At 39.8% G+C, this 17,734-nt stretch carries 12 protein-coding genes and 1 tRNA gene; 9 read left to right on the top strand and 4 right to left on the bottom strand.

Annotated features, from left to right (window positions below):
• Positions 1–46: 46 nt before the first annotated feature.
• On the top strand, positions 47–958 hold the full coding sequence (locus tag ACLR96_RS04400; RefSeq protein ID WP_177267762.1) for an EamA family transporter: 912 nt from the start codon (positions 47–49) through the stop codon (positions 956–958).
• Positions 959–963: 5 nt separating this feature from the next.
• Here the strand turns inward: ACLR96_RS04400 and ACLR96_RS04395 are convergent, their stop codons facing one another.
• A complete protein-coding gene (locus tag ACLR96_RS04395; protein WP_177267761.1) occupies positions 964–2,706 on the bottom strand; it encodes a helix-turn-helix domain-containing protein in 1,743 nt (580 codons plus the stop codon).
• A 190-nt stretch (positions 2,707–2,896) separates the two neighbouring features.
• Between ACLR96_RS04395 and ACLR96_RS04390 the strand changes: the two genes are divergently transcribed.
• Positions 2,897–4,120: a saccharopine dehydrogenase NADP-binding domain-containing protein gene (locus tag ACLR96_RS04390; protein ID WP_177267760.1), complete on the top strand. Its 1,224-nt coding sequence runs from the start codon at positions 2,897–2,899 to the stop codon at positions 4,118–4,120.
• 16 nt (positions 4,121–4,136) lie between these two features.
• On the top strand, positions 4,137–5,771 hold the full coding sequence (locus tag ACLR96_RS04385; protein ID WP_177267759.1) for an APC family permease: 1,635 nt from the start codon (positions 4,137–4,139) through the stop codon (positions 5,769–5,771).
• A gap of 182 nt (positions 5,772–5,953) precedes the next feature.
• On the opposite strand, the gene ACLR96_RS04380 is transcribed toward ACLR96_RS04385, so the two are convergent.
• The 3 genes from ACLR96_RS04380 to ACLR96_RS04370 all read right to left on the bottom strand — a co-directional run bounded on the left by ACLR96_RS04380 (position 5,954) and on the right by ACLR96_RS04370 (position 7,119).
• A complete protein-coding gene (locus tag ACLR96_RS04380) occupies positions 5,954–6,289 on the bottom strand; it encodes a sporulation initiation factor Spo0A C-terminal domain-containing protein (RefSeq protein WP_177267758.1) in 336 nt (111 codons plus the stop codon).
• A complete protein-coding gene (locus tag ACLR96_RS04375; protein ID WP_177267757.1) occupies positions 6,286–6,630 on the bottom strand; it encodes a helix-turn-helix domain-containing protein in 345 nt (114 codons plus the stop codon). The genes ACLR96_RS04380 and ACLR96_RS04375 overlap by 4 nt, the downstream gene beginning before the upstream one ends.
• Positions 6,631–7,043: 413 nt before the next feature.
• Positions 7,044–7,119: transfer RNA gene (locus ACLR96_RS04370), tRNA-Lys, on the bottom strand.
• A 135-nt stretch (positions 7,120–7,254) separates the two neighbouring features.
• Here ACLR96_RS04370 and ACLR96_RS04365 point away from each other — a divergent pair.
• The 6 genes from ACLR96_RS04365 to serS all read left to right on the top strand — a co-directional run bounded on the left by ACLR96_RS04365 (position 7,255) and on the right by serS (position 17,713).
• The gene (locus tag ACLR96_RS04365) at positions 7,255–7,398 is read left to right on the top strand and encodes a hypothetical protein (protein WP_177267756.1); all 144 of its coding nucleotides are present in this window, start codon (positions 7,255–7,257) and stop codon (positions 7,396–7,398) included.
• 200 nt (positions 7,399–7,598) lie between these two features.
• Positions 7,599–8,321 carry a hypothetical protein gene (locus tag ACLR96_RS04360; protein ID WP_177267755.1) on the top strand — a complete coding sequence of 241 codons (723 nt, stop codon included), beginning with the start codon at positions 7,599–7,601 and terminating at the stop codon, positions 8,319–8,321.
• Between the two features lie 19 nt (positions 8,322–8,340).
• The gene (locus ACLR96_RS04355; protein WP_177267754.1) at positions 8,341–11,505 is read left to right on the top strand and encodes a zinc-ribbon domain-containing protein; all 3,165 of its coding nucleotides are present in this window, start codon (positions 8,341–8,343) and stop codon (positions 11,503–11,505) included.
• 13 nt (positions 11,506–11,518) lie between these two features.
• A complete protein-coding gene (locus ACLR96_RS04350) occupies positions 11,519–14,392 on the top strand; it encodes a UPF0182 family protein (RefSeq protein ID WP_412265250.1) in 2,874 nt (957 codons plus the stop codon).
• Positions 14,393–14,497: 105 nt separating this feature from the next.
• On the top strand, positions 14,498–16,414 hold the full coding sequence (locus ACLR96_RS04345; protein ID WP_177267753.1) for a glutamine synthetase: 1,917 nt from the start codon (positions 14,498–14,500) through the stop codon (positions 16,412–16,414).
• 21 nt (positions 16,415–16,435) lie between these two features.
• Positions 16,436–17,713, top strand: coding sequence for a serine--tRNA ligase (serS, locus tag ACLR96_RS04340; RefSeq protein ID WP_177267752.1), 1,278 nt, complete (start codon positions 16,436–16,438; stop codon positions 17,711–17,713).
• Positions 17,714–17,734: the final 21 nt, after the last annotated feature.

Raw genomic sequence — 17,734 nt, 5'->3', positions numbered from 1 at the left:
GTATACTGTAATATATAATAGATAAAATATGGAGAGGGTGAATAATTTGCTGGAGAAGATGGTACATAAGTACGGAGCTTCCGTGGGTGTGATAAGTTTGATAGTATCTGCATTCCTGTGGGGCGGAGAATATGTGGTGGCGAAAGATGTTCTGAATATTGTTGAACCTAACTGGTGTAATGCGATTAGATCGTTTTTTACTGCTGTATTTGCAGTCATAATTTGGAGAAAACATTTTAAGAAGGCTACACTTAAGGACTGGAAAAGAGGCGCTATATGCGGAGGGTTTTTCGGTATGGCTACAGCACTGCAGATAATGGGGCTTGAGCTTATAAATGCAGGTATAAATGCTTTTATATCGTCGGCATATGTCGTTCTTGTTCCTTTTATGGTTTGGGCTATAGATAAAAAACGTCCCGCAGGCAAGGTATTTGTGAGCGCTCTTGTGGGAATAATCGGTGTCAGCATAATGTCGGTGACAGGACTGTCCAGCGGAAAGTTATCTATAGGACCGGGAGAAATATTGACGTTGCTTAGTGCTATAGGATACGGCGGAGCTATAGTATCGGCTGATTATTTTACTGAGAAGTCCGGGGTTGAGTTTATTACAGGATGTCAATTTATATTTACATTTGTTATAGCTATAATATTTGCTTTTGCTATAGAATCACCTCCGAATATCACTGTGACAGCACCGATATTCTTTGAATTTATATATCTGATATTTTTCGGTACGTTTATTACTCAGTTGCTGTTTACTTTTGGAGTCAATCACGCTTCAGCAAATCAAGCGGGAGTTATCTTTCCTCTTGAGTCGGTTTCTGCTACAATATTAGGATGTGTTTTTCTGCATGAACAGCTTAAGGCGGTACAGGTGATCGGCGGTCTGTTGATAATAGCAGCGATAGTCATCAGCAATATTTCTTTGAAAAAAAACAAAAGTTCTGAAGTGCTGTAGATATATTATATGGAAAGTTCAATTATCATCAGTGCTCCCGGGTTTATGATGAGATCAAGCTTTGGATTTGTTTTAGGGTGTATACAGGAAAAATGAGTTTCGCCCATTGTGGCTCTGTATATATGATTCTTCAGGCGTGATGTTATTTCACAAGCAGATATCATATTATTCAGAGTTGTCGATGCAGCGTGGTCTTTCGAAAATATTCTTGAGATCATGAGAAGATCATTTGCCAGGTCTTGAAGGTGAAGGTGTACGTTTAATGATTGAGTGTCAGTTTTCTGATATAGTATTATAAAAATAGCTGAATCACTTTTTATAAGAACGTATTGATCTCGTATTTCTGATACATTGCCGCTGATTTCCGCAAGCAATGTATATAGATTGTATTGTGGGGTCGGAAGACCGTCGGGTGTAAAAACAGCTGAATTATTTCCGAATAATTTAAGGCATGAGCCGGGATCTTCCATGCAGTCGGAAAAAGCTTCTGCTGTATGGCGGGGGGATGATTTTCGAAGTTTGGGCATTTTGTATATTATCTCAGCAGGAAGCCCTAAAGCTGCCAGATCTCCCAGGATCTGTTTACTTTCGGGCAGGGCATTGAGAGCGGAGATGGATATTTTGATAGATGTGGGTTTAAGTTTTTTCAGTTGCTCTTTATAGTATCCCATGCGGAGAATATCTGAGGGAGAATCAAGTAAAATGTGAAGTGGAAAAACATCCTTTAGTTTTCTGCCGTCAGGATATTCTGTTTTCACAGGTATAAAAATATGGTGAGAAGCGCGAAGTTTCTCTTCTTTTTTATAGTCTAAATGACTTACATTTAGGTAGGTTTCCAGCAAAGACATAGCTGTTTTCTGGCAGATTTCACCATGATATTTTCTTTCTGACGGAGCAAGCTGTTTTTTATACTGGGCAGGTGTCATATTATGCCATGAGCTGAAACATTTATTAAAATATGAGGATGATGAAAATCCGCAGAATTCACTTATCTGAGTCAGTGTATACTTATTTTCTGCCAGGAATTTCTCTGCATATTCAATACGTACATAGTTTAAGAAATTCTGAAAGCTGAGGCCGGAGGTGTTTTTTATCAGATGCGACACATAGTAGGGGCTGAGATGTTCCAGATCTGCCAGATCATCTAAAGTGATTTTTCGGTCGTAATTGACATAGATATATTTTACTATTCGATATAGCCTGTCAAGATCAAGAGAATTTATTTGATCGCTGTTGGCGCGAAATTGATTATCTTCTATAAAGAATCCCTGAAATTGATTTACCATTATGAATATGAATTCTTTTAGCTTTTCCATCAGCAGAGAATGGTTATTTTCTTTGGTTGTCTTTATCATCATAATCTCTGCAAGATGATGTTTGAGAAAGGACAGTTTGTTTTGAAGAGCCTGCTGGCGTGATTTTGACTGACCTCCGCATTCTTCGCATGCAAAAATCATAAAGTCTATATTGGGATAGAGATCATTGAAGAACTCAAGATCTATATATATTGTAAGCATAAGGACATCTTTTGAAGAATCATATATATGATGAAGATCTTCTGTATCCACCACAAGAAGATCTCCGGACTTAAGATGGTAATTTTGATGATGTACTTTATAGCTGACGGTTCCCTGAAGAACCAAAACCATTTCCATTTCTTTATGATAATGAGGGCCTTCCTGTTTTATGTTGGTAAATGAAATGGAAAAAGGAAGGTTGTCGTAATAATCTACGTGTTCGGGAAGCATAGGTCGTCTCCTTTGGGTTACTTTATAAATATACTGATCTTGTTAAAATAATATGTGGAAATTGCGAAAATAAGAAAAAATAGACGAAATTTTCAAAATATTATATAGTTTAAAACAACAAATCTATAGTAACCTATCTTTTTTAACTTTACAATGTTTTTAAAGTAAATGACAGAAAAGGTGGGGAATTATGAAAAAGATATTGATATTAGGAGTAGGAGCACAGGGCTCCACAGTGGCGCAGCGTATGGATGAAGAAGAAAATGTATCTGAGATTATCTGTGCAGATGCGGATCCGGCAGCAGTGGATAATCTGGTAAAAATACTTAAGAAAGGAAAAGGAAAGTTTGTAGATGCTTCTGATATAGACAGTATCAAAGAAGCGGCAGAAGGTGTAGACCTGATAGTAAATGGACTCCCGCTTAAATTCGGGAAGAATGTATTAGAAGCAGCACTTGAGGTAAAATGTGATTATCAGGATTTTGCCGCTACAGAATCTATCCATAAAAACTGGGTGGAAGGCATAAAGATAATGTATGATGTTTATGGGAAGCGTTTCAGTGATATAGGAAAGACCGCAGTCATTGCTACAGGATCGGCTCCCGGACTTATATGCGTGGCGGCAAGGCATACCATGAAATACCTTGATACATGCGATACTATTTATACTATAGTCTATGAGGGTGTAGAAGCTAAACGCTTTCTTCCTTTCTGGTGGTCGCCGGTAACGGCTTTAAGTGATATGGCGGGCACTCCTATAGCGTACGAAAACGGAGAGCTTATTGAAGGAGAACCTTTCAGCAGACCTATTTACCGCAAATATGATTATCTGGACAAGGAAATCCGTTTTGTTGAACATGATCATGATGAACCGGTTCATATGGGACTCAATGCAAAAGAATTTTTTAAAGGAGCTAAAAATATTTATTTTAAATATGCCGGTGCAGGAGTGGCTTTTGCAGAACCGCTTTACCGGGCAGGACTTCTCTCGAAGGATACCGAGACAATAGACGGAAAAGAAATAAGTCCTTTTAATCTTGTTTTAAAACATATACCGCCTGCTCCTAAATATCATGATGAAATAAAAGAAATTATAGAAGAAGGGCTGGTTTCGGATACTGGCGTAATGGTAGTTGAGGCCACAGGGACAAAAGACGGAAAGCCTGTACGCGTGGAGACTCATGTTTTTGCTCCGGGTTTAGCTGAATCATTTAACAGGGCGGGGCTTACCGCTGAAATGTATCTGACAGGTCAGGGCGGAGCGTTGTTTACAAAAATGTTCGTTGAGGATAAATACACTCAAAAAGGCTTGATATCTTCAGATATGCTGACCTTTGATCAAGTTGATTATTATCGTCAGTGCGCAGAGGAATTGGATATCACTATGGATACAAAGGTTATAGATCTGAACTGAAAAAGGAGGATACAGCATGAAAGACATACAGCAACAGGGCGCCAGAAGCGGTGTAAAAGATGTGATGAAATCAAAAGTCAGCGTACTGTCTGTAGTAGGGATGTTTTACGCTATCTGCTGCGCAGGAGCATACGGAATAGAAGAAATGGTTCCTGAATGCGGGCCGGGATTGACAATAGTTATGTTGCTTGTCCTTCCGATAGTCTGGGCTTATCCATATGGTATGATATGTGCTGAGATGGGTGCTATAAGACCTGTAGAAGGTGGTTCGATGATCTGGGTCAAAGAAGCTCTTGGTGAATTCTGGTTCGCTATCATGGCATTCAGTAATGTGATATGGGGGTTAGTGTGTAATACGGTATACGTGGTACTGTCCATAAGTTATCTGGGCAGCTTCGTAGAGCTGACAGAACTGGAAGCCTATCTTCTGAAGCTTCTGCTGATCGTTATATTCTTTATTATAAACGTTCTCGGACTGAAAGAAGTAAGCGTAGTAAGTACTGTACTTTCTATCATAATCCTTATTGCATTTGCTGCCTGTGCGGCAGTTGGTTTTCTGAACTGGAATCAGAACCCTATGGATCCGTTTATACCTGATGATGTAGGTATTTTTGAAGGTATCGGAGCAGGTCTTGCGATAGGTATATGGATGTATTCGGGATTTGATGAATTGTCATTGTTTGGCGGAGAGATAAAAGATTCCAGCAGAGTTATTCCGAAAGCTCTCATGATAGTTATACCTCTTATCACATTGACGTATGTTCTTCCTACCCTGGCCGGTCTGGCATCGGTAGGACAGTGGGAATCATGGACTACAGAATCCGGAGGAATAGGATATTCGACGATCCTGACAGATAATCTGGGAGCGGTGTTTGGCGTAATATTCATGATTGTGGCAATAATAGGGCAGTGTTCTATATTTAATGTATGTCTGGCTACAGGATCAAGGTGTATACTTATACTTTCTGATGAACATCTGGGACCTCAGTTCTTTTCTAAGCTTACAAAGAAAAAGGGCAGTCCTTATGTAGGCCTTATTATCGTAGCTGCAGTAAGTGCTGTATTGATTCCTTTCAGCTTTGATTTTCTTGTGGTCATAGATGTGTTTTTCATGGTAATTGTAACTGCTTTGACGGTAATAGCCGCATTTATATTGAGAAAGTCTACGCCAAAGGATGAAATATCATTTAAGATACCGGGAGGGACTCCTATGCATACCTTGATGTGTGCATCAGTACTGATTATATGTATTCTTTCCACACTGCTTAACGGCACTGACTGGTTTCTGGGAGGTCTTCTATGGATACTGGTTGTTCCTATACTGTATATAATCTGCAAGAGAATATATGGAGGTTTGACGGTAAAAGATCCTGACAAATATCCTGTAAATCCCAAGACTAAACTTGGTCGCAATGACCTTTTTAAACTGGGCGGATTCTATATGGGAATGGGAGTTTTCGCTCTTCTGGCAAGATGGTTTCTTCAGTGGTATGAAGGCGACTGGGCTGAGGAATATTATATAGAAGAATGGGAAACGGGATTGTTCAGTGATTTCGAGATGATGCTTACGGTCATAACAGTTACGGGAATTATTACTTTTGCAGTAGGGATTATCTTCTGGATGGCCGGCAAGAAATTCGAGAAATTTTAGATATTAAATATGGGGAAATAAAAGAAGAAGACTGAAAAAAGGATGCCGTACGGCACCCTTTTTTCTCTGATGTACCAGACTGGGTCTGTTTTTTCATTTTGTGGTATGAAGTTCTCTTCGTTCAAACTTATATCTATACTATTTTTGAATCGCTGCCGGTAAATATGAGCATGCAAAAAACGCTACGCGCTTTCGGAATGTAATAATGAAATTGTTAGAATGGCTATAAATTCCGAAGGTGTCGGTTTACAGGGAAGTGGATTCTGAGCCAGATCTACAAGCAGCTGAGGATTGTTTTCCCAGGCAACATTTATAATAGTTCTTATGTTGCGTTCGACATTCTTGGCTGAAGTATTATATCGTTTGGCTATTTGAGGATAAAGCCGTTTTGTTACCAGCAACAGGTTCCCTGTATCGGAGAAAGCCATAGAAACAGCGTCTGCCACATAGAAAAAACCGGCATAATTTGCAGTTATGCCCAGACTGGACAGTAATCCGTATATTTTATTGGTCATCATTCATTTTCCTCCATCATAAGGATTAAGTCATGAAATAAAAAAGAAGCGTCTTTTTGTTTTTCCTTGGGAAGTCTTGAAAATGCATCGAGCGTGCGAAGTAAGAGCAAGGCAAACTCTTGCTGTGATTCAGTATAGGAAGGAAAGAGCATTGCTTCCGGATCTACATCCAAATTATCGGCAATGTATTTAACTGTGTCAATGCGGAGATTACAGGTTCCTTTCAAAATTTGCTGCATTTCAGATCTCGAGACGCCCACTTCTTCAGCGAATTCGGTAATAGATTGTTTTTTGCTTGAACGAACAGCGTTCATGAAATTCGACAAGTTCCGCTGTAAAGTCACAAAAATCCCTCCTTTCTTAAGAGCATAAAGCAATAATGAGAGGGAGAAAAGATTTATATAAAGGCTTAACAAACCATTATATCGGTATGCCTGCGGAATATATCTACCGATATACTTTACACCGCGCCGTTTATGCTTCATTGGTATTGAATGACGGCTTTAACGCTTATATAAAGCTGTTTCCATACAGACCCTCGTCTTTAATGATCCCTGCCTACTAAAAATATATATTTTAAATATAGCATAACAGAAAATTAATTAAAATAATTTTTTGTGAGGAATTACGAGCTGTTGTTATGAGAGAAAAATACAGTGATGTGTAATGAGAATGTTTATTTTTTAGAAAGAATGGTTGAACTGTGTGAAAAATTTATAAAAATAAAACCTCAGAATCATTGAAATTCTGAGGTTATTGGTACACCATCACGGGTTCGAACCGTGGACACCCTGATTAAGAGTCAGGTGCTCTGCCAGCTGAGCTAATGGTGCATATTATTATGTTTATTACTGTCAAGCAAAATAGATGATATCATTTTATAAAAAACTTGTCAACAAAAAAATCAATTTATTTCCTCACATACAGAAAATAAATAAGCGCAAAATAAAATTGAGGAGGGATATGATATGAAAAATAATAAAATGAACAATAAGTTCAACAATGAAAAGAGTGAAAGAAACGAGAAAAGTCAAAGACGTGAAAGAAGTGAGAGAAGCCAGAGAAACAGGGCTGAAGAATCCAACCGATCTGAACAGTCAAGCTGCAGATAAAACTTTTTTCACCAAAAAAGGCGAGGTTTTTTCTTACATTGACAATAAGAAAAAGGCTCTGCCTTTTTTGTATACACTTTTTTACAGATGTGTTTGAAATTATCTCCTATATATAGTATAATACAGGAGACTGTATAATTGTATAACTATACATTAGACCGATGTTTTGAAGTTAAACCATACTAATAGGAGAAGATCACATGACGACAATTATAGTTATAGTTGTTGTGGCCTTAGTTTTTTTTGTTGCGGTATGTGTCGTTTCTTTTATGATCTGGAAACGAGAGTCTGAAATGAGGACAGACAGTATCAGAGCTATAGAAGAAAATTTAGAAAAGCTTACATACGGGCTCTCCTCCGATTTACCTACGGATGATCGGGGCAATACTGCAAACGCAGGAAGAAAGCGTGACATTGGATATATGGAGCCTGTCACAGCTGAAAGCACATCAGCGAAGCCAAAAAGGAACAGAAACTGGGATCCTTTTGGATGGGTGAGAGAGACGGACTGTTCGGACTCAGATGAGAGTGAATACAAACGTATGACGAACAGAAAAGAAGAACAACGAAAAAAAGCGGAAAACAATGATATAGAAGATATAGAAGTCGCAGAATTCATAGAAGAACAAGAAGGCGACAGTCTTTTCGACAATGAGGAAAAGACAGAAATATATCGAGAGATGGTTCATGACGAACCCGAGAAAACGGAGCAACGGATCGAAACAAATGAAACAAACGCTGTCAATGATATAGATGAATCGTATGATAAAGAGTATGACGGCGAAATCGATTTGGATTTTATAGAAACAGCAAACGTGGACAATAATTCAGAGGCTGCGTCTAAAGGCGCTATAGGCTACGATATAGGAAGAAGCGGCAGGAAGTATACGGCAGCGGAATTAGAAACATTGATCAAAGAATAATACCCAGGAGGAGGAACATATGTATTGTAAGAATTGCGGAAATGAGATTGCAGATGGTTCGAAATTTTGCAGCCACTGCGGAAGCCCTGTAACGACAGAGGCTCCTCAACAGCATAGTGCTTCTGCAGCTATTACATCTGAAGAAACGGTACCGGTAAAATCACAGGTGCCTTCTGCAGAACCGGAAACTGATGTAACGGCTGATGATGCTCCCAGAAAGCCGGTGTTCGAAGAATTCCAGTGGAATGTTGAAGACTATCCGGCAAGAGCAGTGGAAAAAACAGAAGATATTGACTTTGACTGGAGTGCAGATCCTCGGGAGATTCCTGATACTATAGACAGATCTGTGGTATCGGAACCTGTATCAAATACTGCTGAATCTGATGACGGAAAAGCGCAGCAGATGTACAGCCAATCTGCGGTATCCGGACAGCAGAAAATTTCTTCTGACGCAAGGATTACAGAGGATGATAATAAACCTTTAAGTGCAGCAGACAGAATAGATAAATTTTATACATTTAACAGAAAGAATGAAGAGTTTCAACAGCTTCTCAACAAAGAATATGAGAAGGTAAAATCCGGAAACTCTATTAAGCATGAGCTTTCTAAAGCGGAAGAGCTGGCTAATCAGAAATTCGAGTCAATACCGGAAGATTCTTCAATGGAAGCCTTCCTTGAAAGAGAGGGAATAGTAAAGCCTTATCAGCCTAAAGCTTTTGAATCCGATGTGCTTCAGAGAATAGAAGCACAAGAGGCTGAGAAAGAAGCTAAGCGGCTTGAGGAAGAAGCCCGCCTTGCTGCGATAGAGGAAGCAAGGAAAGAAGCTGAAGCAGAGGCACAGAAAAAAGCTGCAGAAGAGGCTCGTATAGCTGCAGAAGAAGAGGCTAAAAAGAAAATTGAGGAAGAAGCCAGAGTTAGGGCAGAGGAAGCCAGAATAGCTGCCGAGCAGGAAGCTGCTCGAAAAGCACAAGAGGCAGCACGCCTTAAAGCCGAAGAAGAAGCTAAAATAGCTGCTGAGGCAGAAGCTAAAAAGAAGGCAGAAGAAGAGGCTGCCCGACTTCAGGAAATAGCAAGGCGAAAGGCAGAAGAAGAGGCCAAACTTGCGGAGGAAGCAAGAATAAAGGCGGAAGCAGAAGCTAAGCTTAAGGCTGAAGAAGAGGCACGCCTTAAAGCTGAAGAAGAAGCCAAGATGAAAGCTGAGGCAGAAGCAAAGGTTAAAGCTGCAGAAGAAGCCAGATTGAAGGCTGAAGCTGATCTCAAGGCGGCTCAGGAAGCTGCCAAAATCAGAGCTCAGCAGGAAGCTCGCTTAGCTGCTGAAGCAGAAGCGAAGTTTAAGGCCGAGCAGGAAAGAAAGCAGCTTGAGGCTATAGAAGCACAGAAACGTCTTGAAGAGCAGCGTAGAAAGATTGCTGAGGAAGCTAACCAGGCAGTGGCTCAGGAAGAAGTAAGAAAGGTGATAGAGCAGACAGCCAGAATGAGGGATGAAGAAGCTGCCAAAATCAGAGCTACGGTAGCTGCTATGAGAGACGGTATCGATAATATAAGAGAAAGTTCTGTAAGCCGTGAGGTAGAAGAAGCTCATCAGGCTACAAAAAATCAGATAAACGAAATGGCTAATGCCAGACATACATTTTTTGCTGAACTGGAAGCTGATGATATCAAAGCAGCGGCGGAAGCAGAAATAAAAGATGCAAAGACTGTTACGGGAAGAGAGACAATGCTTTCCGATAAAGATCTTGTACATACGAGAACAGTAGATAAAGCTGCTATTATGGCAGGCCTCAGCGATGATACAATAGTTGCGTCGAAAAAAGCAAATCCTGCTCCTGAAAGTGATGAGGAATTTTTTGACAGTTTAGATAATGCGGCGGGCGAAGTGGAGGAACTTCAAACTATAGATGTCATAGAAAATGAGAATCCTGCACATGAGCCTGAAGAAATTTCACAGTCTTCAGATCCACAGCCTATAGATTTCAAAAAAGAAACTGACGCAGAGACAGTTGAAGATAATGTGGATGATTTGCTTTTACAATTTGAAAGTGTGAACCATCTTGAAAATCCTCAGTCTTCTGAGACAGAAGAATTTAAGATGAGCGATACCATCCAGGCCGGAAATCTGGGAGAAACTTTTAAAACTGAAGAGAAGCCCGGGTTGAATGAAACTGTTGTCATGCCTCGAGATGAGGAGTTTAGTAAAGCGGCATCAACTAATGATTTTGACAATTATGGTAATGAAGAGGCTGCTGATTACATAAAGAAACATGGCAAGAACAGCATGGATGATTTTTATGGCGATGGCTTCTACGGAGAAGAAGATGATTCTCAGCTTTCTAAGAAGGAGTTGAGAAGGAGAGAGAAGGAGCAGAAGCGACTTGAAAAAGAAAAGGCTAAAGAAGCTAAAATCTTAGCTAAAAGAGATGCTGATTTTGATAATGTTTCCTCAGAAGATGCTGATGATGAGCGTGAGCATAGAGGAGGAAAAGGCCGGCTTGCTCTTAAAATCGTACTTGTAATTCTGATTGTAATTTTAGCGGTTGAAGTGGTGGGAATGGGTGTCAGATTCATTGCACCTCAGAGTAAGGCTGCTGAGTTTATTGACAATCAGCTTAACAAAGTAATTCATCTTATAACCGGAGATGATACTGAATACAGTGTAATAGCTGCTCAGGTCAGGACCGAGCCTATGGAGGATAAAACTGATCTTATAAATTCTCAGAAAGATAAAAATACAGATAAGAATATAAAGAGTATTGTGTACAGTTCGGATCTGGGATATGACGATGAAAGGGACGGTAAGGTGTCGGACCTGGTCCTATCACAGCCTATGACTCAAGTCGAATGGGGTAAAGACGAGGATAATTACCCTGTTTATTATGACGAACAGGTCATAGGCGAGATAATAGCCTTTGAGTCAAATAAAGTAAATCTTATGAACAAAGGCGATGAAAAAGTTTTGGATATGATAAAATCTGATACGAAGTTTTATACGGAAGTGGCTGCTCTTAAAGACAAGAAGACGTCAGGAACTTTTGAAGAGCTGGAGATCGGAGAAATAAGACAGGCAGGCAAAAACTATTATGTATGGGTGAGAGAAACCATAGGAGGAAGTACCGAAGAAAAGGTATATGTGATATATCCTGAAAAGGAATTTGTCATGAAAATATCGGCCTGTTATGTTGTTTAAAAGGAGGTAAATTTTGGCGAAGGAGAAGAAAAAGAGAAGACCTGTGTTATGGGTTGTTATCGCAGTTGTTATTATTTTAATGTTGTTTTTAAGCCTTATAGGGTTTATCACTGATTTTCTTTGGTTTAAAGAACTGGATTATGTATCAGTGTTTTTTACAAAGCTTTTTACACAGCTGAAGATAGGTGTGCCTACTTTTGTGGTGGTGACCTTTCTTGCTTATGTATATCTTAAGTTTCTCAAAAGAGGATATTTTAAAAAGATATCTTCTGATGAGCCTGTAAATCACGGAAGGCTGAATTTAATTTCATGGGGACTTGCAGCGGTTTACGGAGCTATAACTACTTTTTTTGCTGTTACGAAATTGTGGTTTGATTTTCTGCAGTTTACTAATAGTACGGATTTTGATATAAAAGATCCGTTATATAATATGGATATATCTTTCTATGTTTTCAGACTGGATTTTATAGAAGAGATAAATCAGATCGTCCTTGTATTATTGATAGCCTTTGCAGTTTTGACAGTTATATATTATTCTGTCCTGTTGTCTATGAGAACCCCGAAAATATTTGAGGAGAATGGGCGGGAATCTAATGATACAGATGATAGATCATCGGCAGGTTCCGGATTCGACAGTATAAACGGTGTGTTTGGAAAATTTGCTGAATCTTTCACCGGAAAAACAGCAGGCGGAGGTTTTAAAAAGCCTTCCGGAAGAAACAGAGCTTTGGATAATAAGAATCTGAAGATGTTGGTTTCCATTGCAGAAAAACAGCTTATAATAGTAGGCGTTCTGTTTTTTATAATGGTAGGCGTAAACTTTTTTCTGAAACAGTATAATTTGTTGTTCGGGAGTACCGGTGCCGTATACGGAGCAGGATTTACTGATGTTAATATAACGCTGTGGATCTACAGAGTGATTATGGTACTGTCAATATTGGCGGCTATTGGTTTTGCGGTGGGAATAAAAAAGAAACAGGTAAAGCCTGCAGTAACTGTTCCGGTGATCATGATAGCAGTGGGCCTTCTGGGAACAGGAGCATCGCTGGTGGTTCAGAATCTTATTGTTACTCCGGATGAAATAGATAAGGAAAGCAAATATCTTGAGAGAAATATAGAATTTACACAGTCGGCATACGGGTTGAATGATGTTAATCTGAAAGCTTTTGAGGCCAGCAATGATCTGACGGGAGAAGATATCAGCAATAATGAAGAGACCATTTCCAATATCAGAATCAACGATTACACACCTGCCAATACTTTCTACAATCAGACACAGAGTATTAAGCAATACTACTCATTTAATGATGTAGATGTAGACAGATATATGATAAATGGAGACTATACACAGACATTCCTCTCTGCCAGAGAAATTGATGAAAGTGCCATAAAAGATACATGGCTTAATAAACATCTTAAATATACTCACGGATATGGTATAACTCTTTCGAGGGTCGATAAGATAACTGCCAGCGGTCAGCCTGACATGCTCATAGGGGGCATTCCTCCTGTATCTGATGTAGAAGAGATCAGTGTGACAAGGCCTGAGATATATTATGGAGAACTTACAAACAATTATGTTCTTGTGAATACATCAGAAGATGAATTTGATTATCCTGACGGAAACGAAAATAAATATACTAAATATGAAGGCGATGCAGGCATAAAGCTGAATCCTTTAAACAGATTTATGTTTGCTTTAAAAGAACGCAGCCTTAAAATGCTGGTATCCGGAAATATTAAAAATGATTCAAAGATATTGATAAACCGTAATATTAAGGAAAGAGTACAGGATATAATGCCATATCTGCAGTACGATAAGGAACCTTATATGGTGGTAGTGGAAGGTAGACTTTTCTGGATAATTGATGCTTATACTTATACGGATAAATATCCTTATTCAGAACCGTTTAGCGAGACTTCGGCTACAAATTATATAAGAAATTCAGTAAAAGTGGTTATAGATGCTTATAATGGGACGACTGATTATTATATCGTAGATGACACTGATCCTATTGCTCAGAATTTTAAGAAGATATTCCCGGATCTGTTTAAAGATTTGGAAGATATGCCGGAAGGTATACGCGCTCACATCAGATATCCGAGTACACTTTTGGATATTCAGGCACAGGTATATCAGAGATATCACATGAATGATGTGAAAGTGTTCTATCAAAATGAGGACCTCTGGCAAATATCCAGTGAAATATACGGTACGGAAGAGCAGGCAATGACTCCGAACTATTATATAATGAAGCTTCCTGGAGAGGAAAAGGCTGAATTTGTTAATTCTATACCGTTTACTCCTAAGGATAAGAAAAATCTCATGGGCCTTTTGGTAGCGAGAAATGACGGTGAGAATTACGGAGAGTTGGTATTGTACCAGATGCCGAAGAGCAAGACTGTATATGGTCCTATGCAGGTAGAGGCGCAAATAGACCAGAATACTGAGATTTCAAAAGAATTCTCTCTTTGGAATTCGTCAGGATCTAAATACAGCAGAGGAAATATGTTCGTTGTTCCTATTGAAGATTCACTGCTCTATATAGAACCGGTTTATCTGGAAGCTACGAATTCCAGCATTCCGGAGGTAAAGAGAGTTATAGTTGCTTACGGGGACAGGATTGCTTACGAACCTACATTGGCTGAAGCTCTCAATTCTCTGTTTGGAGAAGGCAGTGCGCATGAGAGTCCGGACAGCGGCAGTGCGGCAGGAGGAACAAGCGAAGATAAAAACAGCAGTGAACAGCTGAGTCAGACTGAAATAATAGCCAATGCCCAAGAAGCCTTTGATAATGCACAGAAGGCACAGCAAGACGGTGACTGGGCAAAATACGGCGAATATCTTAATGAACTGGATAAGTATCTAACTATGTTAAGTGAATAAGATAAGACTATCGTTCAGGACATTCCCTTTACTCCGATTAGGTTTGACGGGAATGTTCTGTCGTATTTCAGGAAGGAAACAATAATTTGTAAAGGAGATAGATCTATGTTATCGTACGACTTGAATAAGATGCTCTATATTATTCCGGCTGATAAACACAGTCCGGGGGATGTCAGCAGTATACTCAACGCTCATCCCGAAGTAAAATTTGTGTCGCTTGTGGGGATTGATATAGGTGGACATGATACCGATGAAAAGATACCGGTGGAAGAATTCTTAGCAGATATGGAAAAATTTCTTAAAAATGGAGTTCAGACAGACGGCTCCAGTGTAGTTCTTCCCAAAATAGCCAAATTGAATAATGCCAAGGTTGATATTATTCCCGATACAACGGTAAACTGGTTCGTTGATCATAATTTCAACTACCCTGATCCGATGACGGGGCTGCCTGTGGGGACTTTAAGAATACCGTCGTCTCTCATACATAATGATTCAGAAAGAGTTGGATCCAGAGTCATACTGAGAGATGCAATAAAAAATTTCAAGGAAGACCTCATGGATCTTTTGAGAGAAAATCCATATGTATTCGAATATCTCGATATAAACAGTGTAGATGATATAGAAAAGCTGGTGATAACAGCAGCTACAGAGCTGGAATTTTGGGTGAAGACGCCTGACGATGATGCCGACAGAGAACAGCTTTCAACAGCGCAAATGTTAAAAGAGCAATATTGGAAAAGGACTACGGGACCTGTTAGAACAGCATTGGAAGAAGTAATGCTTGTGCTTCAGAAATATGGCTTTAATATGGAGATGGGGCATAAGGAAGTCGGAGGAGTAAAGGCAAAGCTGGGGAATTCAGGTAATTATGATCATGTTATGGAGCAGCTCGAGATAGACTGGAAATATTCTTCTGCTATACAGGCAGCTGATAATGAGAATCAGGTTAAATATGTTGTAAGAGATATATTCAGAACATATGGTTTGGAAGTGACTTTCATGGCAAAACCGGTAGAAGGTGTCGCCGGAAACGGAGAACATACTCATATGGGAGTTGCGGCTAAATTAAAAGACGGAAGAATGGTAAACCTTTTTTCGCCTGCAGATCTTGAAAATGAGTTTCTGAGCCCGGTGGGCTTTGGAGCCTTAATGGGGCTGCTGAAAAATTACGATGTGATAAATCCGTTTGTAAGCTCAACAAATGATTCTCTCAATAGATTAAAACCGGGGTATGAAGCTCCGGTCTGCACTGTGACATCACTGGGGCACAGTGCTAAGATGCCGTCAAGAAACAGAACAGTATTGGTGGGATTGGTCAGAGAGATAGGCAATACTATGGCTACAAGATTTGAGTTGAGATCACCTAATCCGAAAAGTAACACATATCTGGTGCTCGCTGCGTCATATATGGCGATGCTGGATGGGATTAAGGAGGCTCTTGAGCATAGCAAAACACCTGCTGACCTTGAGAAGTCCATTTCTAAGGCTTATGGTGAGAAGGACTTTTACCTTGATACAGACAGGATATACAGAAGCGAAAAAGATGTGTTCGACGAATACACTGAGAAAGAAAGAGATGAATTTTTCGGAAAAGCTCCAAGAACTGTATGGGAAAATATCAAAGCTTTTGATGAGAATCCTGAGAAGCTTGATATATTCAAAAGAGATGATGTGATGACAGACATAACGCTGGACTCATACAGAGAAGCTATAAGAGCGCAATGGGCTACGGAACTTCATGATAGAATAATTCCCGATACCATGGATTTTGTCAGAGCCTGCAGTAAAGCCCATGATGATATGGATTGTGTGGATTATGACAGACATTATTGGGAGAAGATACAGAGACTGAGAAATCAGCTGGGCAGAGATACCTTGGATGAAATGTGTCTCCTCACAAGGATTAAGAAAGCTCTTGACCGAGGGGATTATGATCAGGCATCTGATATGCAGATCGAAATGCAGGCAAAGGTTGAAGAGCTAATGAATCTGTATATAATATACAAGAAAAACTTGTTTTAATTTTTGACGGAGGAAGAGAATATGTTGGATATCAAGCGAATAAGAGAAGATTTTGAGAACGTCAAAAAGGCTGTTGAATCCAGAGGGCAAGGGGATTTCGGCATTGACGATGTAGTGGCATATGATAAGAAAAGAAGAGCGCTGCTTGCAGAAGTGGAACAAATGAAAAACAGGCAGAGTGTATCTTCAAAGCAGATTCCGGTAATGAAGAAAGAGGGCAGAGACACTGCTGAACTAATGGCGGAGATGAAAAAGCTCTCTGAGGAGATCAAAGTTCTTGATGCTGAGGTGAGTCAGGTTGAAGCAGATCTTAAAGATGCGCTCCTTAACATCCCCAACACACCTCATAAAGATGTGCAGGTGGGAGCAGATGACAGTGATAACGTAGAGTTGAGAAAATGGGGAGAACCAAGGGAATTTGATTTTGAACAGAAAGCTCACTGGGATGTGGGAGCTGATTTGGATATATTGGATTTTGAAAGAGCGGCCAAGATTTCCGGGACAAGATTTACTGTATACAAAGGTTTAGGCGCCAGATTGGAAAGATCAGTAATAAACTTTATGCTTAATCTTCATACAGAAGAACATGGATTTACGGAAATATTGCCACCTTTTATGGTTAATAGAGATGCGATGACAGGAACAGGGCAGCTTCCTAAATTTGAAGATGATATGTTTCATGTGCCGGCAAAGGATTTCTTCCTTATACCTACTGCCGAAGTCCCTGTTACTAATCTCAGAGCAAACGAGATAATGAGTGAGTCAGAGCTGCCTGTATATTATACAGCTTATACTCCATGTTTCAGGAAAGAAGCAGGTTCTGCCGGAAGAGATACAAGAGGACTCATAAGGCAGCACCAGTTTAACAAGGTGGAACTTGTGAAGTTCGTTAAGCCGGAAACTTCGTATGATGAGCTTGAGTCGTTGACAAATGCGGCGGAGACAGTTCTTCAGAAACTGGATATACCTTACAGAGTAGTACGTCTTTCGACGGGGGATTTGGGATTTTCTTCTGCAATGACTTATGATATTGAAGTGTGGATGCCAAGCTACGGAAGGTATGTGGAGATATCTTCCTGTAGCAATTTTGAAGGTTTTCAGGCAAGAAGAGCCAATATAAGATTCAGACCTGAGGAAAAGGGAAAACCTGAATTTGTGCATACTCTTAACGGTTCAGGTCTTGCAGTGGGAAGAACTGTGGCCGCAATATTAGAGAATTATCAGCAGGCCGACGGATCAGTAATCATCCCGGAAGCTCTCAGAACATATATGGGTATAGATAAGATTGAGAAAAAATAGGAGTTATTTCAGGCAGAAAGG

The sequence above is a fragment of the Lentihominibacter sp. genome, from assembly GCF_046951855.1.
GTDB classification, from domain to species: Bacteria; Bacillota; Clostridia; order Peptostreptococcales; family Anaerovoracaceae; genus Lentihominibacter; species Lentihominibacter hominis.
This window is presented reverse-complemented; position numbering and strand designations above follow the sequence as displayed.